Below are 1,984 nucleotides of genomic sequence, written 5' to 3' on the forward strand. Positions count from 1 at the left end.
AAGGTCGTGTACACGACGAGCCACACCCACGCATGCCGGACTGTGGGCTTGCAGCCCGAGCAGCGGCAGACGACGTACCGATACTCGGAGGCATTCACGGCCGATGCCAGGGGCACACTGGGGAATCAGCCCGACGTCAACTACAGGGACTGGGTGGGTACGCCCGCCCCGTCGGCGTATGCCTGGACCCCGGACTGGGGCGTGGGTCAGACCACGGGCATGGGCCAGGCGGGCCTGTCCATCACGGGCACCGGGAACATGATCTCCGTCGGCGGCGAGTTCCGCTCGGTCAACAACGGCCAGTTCGAAGGACTCGTCCGCTTCTCGACGACCCCTCCGGGCGGAGCGAAGGACAAGCCCCGTCTCTCCGGCGACGACTGGACAGGAAGCGCCGAGGGGAACGCCGACGGTTCCGCGGGCGTCACCGTCACCCTCCCCGCCAACTGGGACCGCGATGACCTGACCCTCAGCTACGAGCTCCACCGCGCGGACAGCGCGACGCCGGTGGCCACGACGACGGCAGATGCGACCTGGTGGAACCGACCACTCGTGATCCTCGTGGACGAGACCGCCACGGACGATACGCCACGGGAGTACACAGTGGTGGCGAAGGATGCCGACGGCAACGTCACCGCCAGCGGCGGCATCACCTGGATAGCACCCCACTGATCGAAGGGTCTCGGGCCGCCCGCTTCCGCAGCCCGAGTGGAAAGAACGAGAGCCGACCTCGGATCGCACCCGAGGTCGGCTCTGCTGGTCCCCCAGCGGCCGACCGGCTGCGCAGAGCCATCGCTTTCAGGTCTGCGACGCGGCTGATCTCGGCCTGATCGGCAAACCAGCATCCGATATGCTATTATTTTACATGTCGATAGCTATCATGCTTCGACTTGAGGGTTCGTCGTTGCGAACCGACTGGGCACGGCCTCTGGGGAAGCCGTCTCGGTCTGGAGCGTACGGCGATGTCATGCCGATCTGGGGTCGGCATCAGATAACTGGGGAATCAACATCATGGGGAACAACTCTGCGCTGAAGCGCGTCCGGAAGGCGGCCTTCGGCGCCGTCGTCGGTGTCTTGGTCGTCAGCGGCCTGGTCTCGTTCGGTGGCGGAGCGGCGGTGGCGGCGGAAGTCTCGTCGTCGCCGCCTCCGCTACTGCAGCGCGACGAGAACGTCGTGACGTCGGATCCGATTCCGACGGTCCAGATCGACAACGGTTACGTGTGGGCACAGACGACGATCGGGTCGACGGTCTACGCCGTCGGCAAGTTCGACAATGCTCGCGAACCGAAGGCCGCACCGGGCACCGCGCTCACCGCCCGGTCGAACGTGCTCGCCTACGACATCGACACCGGGGCGCTGCTGCCGTTCGCGCCGAACGTCAACGGGGTGATCAAGGCCGTCGCTGCGTCGCCGGACGGCAGCCGCATCTACATCGGCGGATCCTTCAACTCCGTCAACGGCAAAGACCGCTGGAACATCGCCGCCCTCGACGCGAAGACCGGCGAACTGGTCCCCGGCTTCATCCCGTCGATCGGCGGATCGGGCGTCTACGCCCTGGCCACCTCGGGCACCAGCGTCTACGCCGGCGGCCTGTTCACCCAGGCCAACGGCACGGCCAGGAAGAACCTCACCGCGTTCAACGCGCCCGATGGCAAGCTGCTGCCCTGGGCACCGACGACCGACCTGCAGGTCGACGCCATGGTGATGGACCCCGCGGGGGCGGACACCATCATCGGCGGACGCTTCTCGCAGGTCAGTGGCGACACCACGATGCGCGGCCTCGGCGCCGTGGACAAGACCACCGGCACAGTCGACACCGCCTGGCTGGCATCCGACTCGATCCAGAACGGATCGAACAGCGGCACCGCCTCAGGCAAGGCCGGAATCTTCGCGCTCACGGCCGATGCCACCGGCGTGTACGGCACCGGCTGGGTGTACGCGGCCGCCGAGGTCGGAAACCTCGAGGGCACGTTCGCGGCCGAGGCCG

2 pseudogenes are annotated in these 1,984 nt (G+C 67.2%); both read left to right on the forward strand.

From position 1 onward, the window contains the following. A pseudogene (locus ACNPM4_RS02075) lies at positions 1–669 on the forward strand (PKD domain-containing protein); the annotation flags it as partial. A 339-nt stretch (positions 670–1,008) separates the two neighbouring features. Further along, positions 1,009–1,984: pseudogene (locus ACNPM4_RS02080) on the forward strand (PKD domain-containing protein); the annotation flags it as partial.

The organism is Microbacterium umsixpiens, from assembly GCF_053543675.1.